This window comes from uncultured Maribacter sp., from assembly GCF_963974015.1.
Lineage (GTDB): Bacteria > Bacteroidota > Bacteroidia > Flavobacteriales > Flavobacteriaceae > Maribacter.
Genome location: NZ_CAXBBZ010000001.1, coordinates 558400 through 564570 on the forward strand (window position 1 = coordinate 558400; position 6171 = coordinate 564570).

2 protein-coding genes are annotated in these 6171 nt (G+C 34.1%); both read left to right on the forward strand.

Annotation, left to right across the window (positions count from 1 at the left end; genetic code table 11):
- Positions 1-91 precede the first annotated feature (91 nt).
- Complete coding sequence (locus AACZ41_RS02465; RefSeq protein ID WP_339626155.1) at positions 92-2338, forward strand: gliding motility-associated C-terminal domain-containing protein; 2247 nt, start codon at positions 92-94, stop codon at positions 2336-2338.
- Positions 2339-2351: 13 nt separating this feature from the next.
- Positions 2352-4520, forward strand: a complete 2169-nt coding sequence (locus AACZ41_RS02470) for a type IX secretion system membrane protein PorP/SprF (protein WP_339626157.1) — start codon at positions 2352-2354, stop codon at positions 4518-4520.
- Positions 4521-6171: the final 1651 nt, after the last annotated feature.

Here is a 6171-nt window from a genome sequence, read left to right on the forward strand (position 1 = left end):
AAATAACATATTTGTCTATGGATTGATGGAATAGTGAATTTTTTTATTAACCATCTTTTCAACCGTAGTGGCCCCATAACTACAAATACTTATGAAAACCTTGACCAAAAAATCAATTTTTAGCGCATTAGTAGTGCTTTTCAGTGTCTTTCAATTAACGGCACAAGCAATAGTAATCAATGCACCCGAACCGGCTGATAATCCTAATTTGTCAGGCAGCAGTCCTTGGTCCGCCATTTGTGCCGGTAACAGTGGATTCAATGAATACTTTGTTAACATTAGTTGGATAGGAACCGCAAATGCCGGTAACGAGTTTATTCTTGAACTTTCTGATGCTGATGGAAGTTTCGATAATGCGCAAACACTAAAGACAATTACTGATAAGAATACAGTAAATGATTTTGACACGAGCTTTCCTATCCCTACCGATACTCGCGGCCAAGGATATAAAATGCGTGTACGAAGTACCGACCCAGTAAAGACTGGTTCAGCATCATCTGCATATAATATGTATTATATGGATGTAACTTCTAATTTAAATATTAGTGAACTAGGGGACGGTGTTCCTCCAGGGAGTGTTTGTAGCACTGGCGCTATAACCCTTCAGGTTGACAATATTCCCAATCCAGAAACCTATCAGTATATTTGGTTTAGAAGTGGAACTGAACTTACGGGAGAAAAAGGACACACATTGAATGTAACCCAAACGGGTATGTATAATGTGTATGTTGATTATGGACCTTTATGTACTGGTTCAGGAAATACCGATTCAAATATTGTTGATGTTAACATTGGAGGTACAGGAACAGGAATTGCCATTCACACTCCAACGAAAACATCTCTTTGTAGTACCGATACAGAAGTTTTGAGTATAGATCAAACAAATGCTTCTTGGAACTATCAATGGTATAAGGATGGTAATGCAATATTAGGCGCTACAGGAACTAGCTATACAGTTAATGCTGCAGTGACAGGATTTGAAGCTGATTATGCTGTTGAAATTGCTGGTACAGGAATATGTAATGAACTATCTGAAGTAGTCACTATAACGAATGCCGAGTTGTATACCGTAACTCTTGACAATGAATTGAACATGGTTCTTTTGCCTACTCAAAATCAAGTTTTAACAGTTAGTACAACTGCAAATACACCAAGTTATAAATGGTTTAGGAATAATATTGAAGTAGCAGGAGAAACAAATAGTTCCTTAACAATTTCTGAAGATGGGGAATATTATGCTGAAGTCACCCAAACTGGTGGTGCTTGTTCTGTTTCGTCAAAAAACTCAGAGATTACTACGGTTGTATCTCCCGCATCATTCGAGATAACTACGAATTATACCGGTTCGTATACCGCATGTGAAACAACGAGTATTACAATAGGTGTTGAATTGATCAATGCTGTTGCTGACAATGGTACCAAAACAGATGTGACTAGTTCTTTAATCGATGCTTTTACTTATCAATGGAAAAAAGATGGTGCAGATGTTACTGGGGCTACTGGTAAAAATATCAGTCTAGCATCAAATTTAGAAAATGGTAGTTACCTTTTAAATGCAACCATTCAAGCTTTTGATATCAACTCAAATACCTTAACTGCCCAATTATTAACTAGTGAAACTGTAAATATTACAAGTTCTGGAACTGTTTTTTGTAATGGGGGTGAAACAATAACAATAAGTACTTCAGCCGATTTAAGCTCATCAACTTTTGATTGGCAATTAGATGGTTCGTCGATAAATACCACGGATGCTACATTGACCATATCAACGCCAGGTATCTATAAATTAGTTTTAGATAGGGATGGTTGTTCTTTAAACTCAAATGAGATTACAATTACGCCTTTAGATGAAAATCTGATAACGTTAGACCCAGGTACCGAAATCGTAATTCCTGAAGGAACTACTAAAACAGTTACCGCTAACGGAGGTACTGCATATCGATGGGTAGATGCTAATTCAACAGAAATCAGTAATTCTGATAGTGTAACTTTTTCTGAAGCAGGTATCTATACGTTAATTGCCTCGATAGATAATTGTGAGATTATTAAGCAATTGGAAGTTACCTTTTTAGACACCTTCAAAGTTCCTAATGTAATTACCGTAAATGGAGATGGCATTAATGACCAATGGATAATTCCAAATTCATATTCAAATAAAGAAGATGTAAACGTGATTATTTATAACGAACAAGGTCAAGAAATTATAAATCAATTCGATTATAAAAATAATTGGCCGCAGTCGACGACTGCTTTCACCAAACAAAATATGGTGTTCTATTACAAAATAAGGAACGCCAGTGAGGTACTCAAACAGGGTACTATCACCGTAATACGATAAGCTAAAGCTCACCATGCTAAAGAAAAGTGTTTTATATCTATTGTTATTTGTGTTTGCTACCATGAAGGTTAGCGGGCAAGAGGAGAATCCGTTTGTAGCGTATGATGTTCCTGCCCAGAACCTTTTAAAGTATAACCGATTTTTAATCAACCCAACCTTTTCAACGGTTAGGGAAGATAAATCCTACATCAACCTGCTTCACCGAAACCAATCGGTACAATTTGATGATAACAATCAAAATTATTTCTTAAGTTATAGTGGTCGTATCAGTGATAGAACAGGTCTTGGTTTAAGTTTGTACTCCCAACAATCAGGTACGCTAAGTAACTTTGGTGTGTTGGCAAACTATGCCTACGGGGTAAAGCTTAACGATAAAAGCAACCTAACCTTTGGTGCAAATGTATCTTACTATAATAGTGGGTTCGACCAAGGCAGGGCTTCAACAGTGGAAGTTGATCCTTTTTTAGCGGGACTACAAGATCAGAACCTATTGTCTTTTCAACCTGGATTAAACCTTTCTTATGGAAAATTTGATGTAGGTGTTTTTGCAGAAAACTTATTTGACTATAATCTTAAATCTAGTGAGTCTCTAACTGAATTCAAGGATAAAACCTTTTCAGGACATTTACAATATACCCATCAGTTTGAAAATCAAACAGGCATATTTGAAGAAGGACGACTTATGCCATTGGCAAGAGTTAGGAAAATTGGAGAAGAAGATGTAACCTTAGGTGGAAGTTTAATATTAGACCTTCCAAAATTAGGTTGGATTCAAGCTGGGTATGATAGTTTTTATGGCGCTGCAGCTGGTGTCGGTTTCAACCTTAACCGTAGGATCTCGTTAGGGTATACGATGGAAAAAGGGTTATCTAATAATTTTGACAATTTCGGACTTACCCATGAAATTTCTTTTGCCTATTCTTTCTCACCTAATCTTACTGAAGATAGGGTAATGTTAGAAGATGATTACGAAGATGATATAGTGCAGAATGATATAGAGCCAGAGAATATTGCAACTAATGAAGAAATTGAAGAACTTAAACAAAAATTGGCAGAAAATGATGCCATTATAGAAGAGCTGATGTTTCGCCAAGATTCATTGGAGGCCATTCGCCAAACTGATTTAGAACGTCGTTTTGAAATGGTTATGCGAATGGTGAGAAATGAAACAAACGGCGATAGGCCCGATCTAGAAAAAAGAGCGAAAGAGCTTTTTATGGATGATGATACTAGAACCGGAGTTGCATCGGCCCAAGATCCAAGCAATATACAAGACCCTTCAACTTTAGACACTTTAAATGATGGGAAGCAACAAGATAGGGTAGCCGTTTCAGATAATAGAAGTGATACTTCAGTTGAAAGACAAGAATTAGCCGAGTCGAACACAAATCGAAATGATATAATCGATACAAAAGCAAATGAACTAGTACAAGCGAAAGATGCGGTTGTGGCGAATAGACCAAGAAAAGAAGTTAATCCTGTTACTACACCAGAAGTTGTTCAAGACGGTGTTAAAAGCAGAAAATTCAAAAATCTACCGAATGTAACTAATGGCTATTATGTAGTTGCCAATGTGTATAAAGGAGGTAAGTATATGGACAATTTCTTGACCACATTAAACAACAAAGGTATAAATGCAGATTACATTGATAATCCAAATAACGGACTTAAATATGTATATCTACACCGATATGAAACATTTGAAGATGCCGTAGCTGCCCACGACTCAAAGTTGAACGGTATGTACGATGGGGCCATGTGGATTATGAATGTAGACAATAGATATACCAATGAAGCCTACGCAAGTAACGTTAATAAAATCAAGGAGAAATCTTCTAAATATGATTCTGATGTGCTAACCTCAAATGTGGTAGTTAAGGATAATGTAGCTTCTACTGATGCCGATCCTAAGTCTTATGTTATTGATGGTGCAGGATCTAGTTATTACTTAATTGCAAATGTGTTCGCTAATCCGAACAATGCCAAAAAATTTGTTGACTTGTTAAACTCCTTCGGTTTAAGTGCTAGTTACTTTATCAACCCAAAGAATAACTATAGGTATGTATACCTTAAAAAACATGACTCTTGGACCAATGCTCTTATATCGTATTATTCTAAGCTAAATGACGCTTATAATGACAAGATGTGGATAATGCGCGTTAATCAAGAACAGATGGTTTAAAAGAGCTTAAAACCGCATAACAATACACTAAATCACCTAAGTTTAAACCATGTTATTAGGGCAGACGTTATACTAATCGAAATGGAAATAGTCTACTCTTTGTTTGAATTGGGCTTACTTATATCTTATTTTTTATAAAAACTTAGGCGATGTTTCTAAACAAGACATTGTACAGGCTCTTTCTCATATCTTTAATTACGTCACATTTTAACTTAGAACTGCTATTAAATAATAAACATGAAGCGACCTCTTTCCGGTTCATTCATTTTTGTAGTCCTTGATTTTTCTGATACTTGTTATATATTCTTAATGAAATATTTTTTGTTTAAATCTTGTTAGATATAGTAAGTGACTAAAAATTTGTTTACGGCCCTTGATCTTCATGTAATCTAAATATGGTCGCATCAGTAACAAGATGCCTTAAACTTCATTGTTGTAATCTCATATCACTTACCGAAAGATTAGTTCAGACTAAATTTTAATTCAGATAGTTAGGTTGGAGACGACCGTTTTTTGGCGTCTTAAGCGATAGAATAAAGGAATAGTACTTAATTATATAATCCACTAGAGTATGACATAAAATCGTTGGTAGTACTTATGAAAACTAAAAGACGCTCATTTTTGGAATTTATTAATATTGAACCACCATGTTTTATAAGAAACTTAATAAACACTGCCTTTAACAATATTAGATTTACTTGATGAAAATCAAGTGCTGTGAAGAAAGAAGAACTAAGAAAGTCTGTTATAATAGTTAACATACGTTATTGACAAATATGGGTTTTTTAGGAGACCCCAACCCAAAACGAATTATATTTTTATATGGAAAATTAAGCGCAAATAAATCTTCATGTTTTTTTAAATTTTAATAAGTCCGTTACCGTGTAAGATGTTGAGTTTCGTGATGCCATTTTGGATGCCTTTTTTTATAACGAATAGTCAATAAAAATTTTCTCCCTTCTCTATAGAACTAATAAATTGGAAAAGAAAGTCATATTCAAAACCGCAATTATTAAAAAATGAAACAGTTAGGCTATCCAAAATAAATAGAGATATAATTGTTTAAAGGGTGCTTGTTAGAAAATGATCTATAAGAAAGGGAATAACTGGTCTTTAAAAATTAGTAATCAGAAAAGTAACAAAATGAAGAATATTGTTATTTATTAAAGTAAACAAACCTTTCTGTTTTAGTTTTTTTAAGCAAAGAAAACAAGTTAAAAATTCACCGTTCTTCGTAAGTACGAACTTCATTTTGAAATGTAAATCATCACGATAATACTTTAAAAAAAATTAATACTTAAATCAGACTTTAAGTTTAAAAAATCCAGGTCTTATTTTCGAAGGTTTTAAGCTCATTTTTTACTCTAATTTTCTTATCTAAAATTGTATTTCTAACACCGATTTTTTCTTTTAAATAGTCTGATTTTATCCCAAAAAAATAAATATCTGTTCCTCTAATAAGCGGTTGAAAGTATTAAAAAATGGACTTTTCTAAGAAATCAAACCCATTCTAATTGCTGTTTCACAACAGAAACTGATCATACCACAACAATAAATTCTTTACCTAAGTACTATAGTGAATATTTGTTAGTGGAGATTTTCACCTGGAACGATTTGAATTTTAAATCGATTGTATGATTTTCTTCTGTAA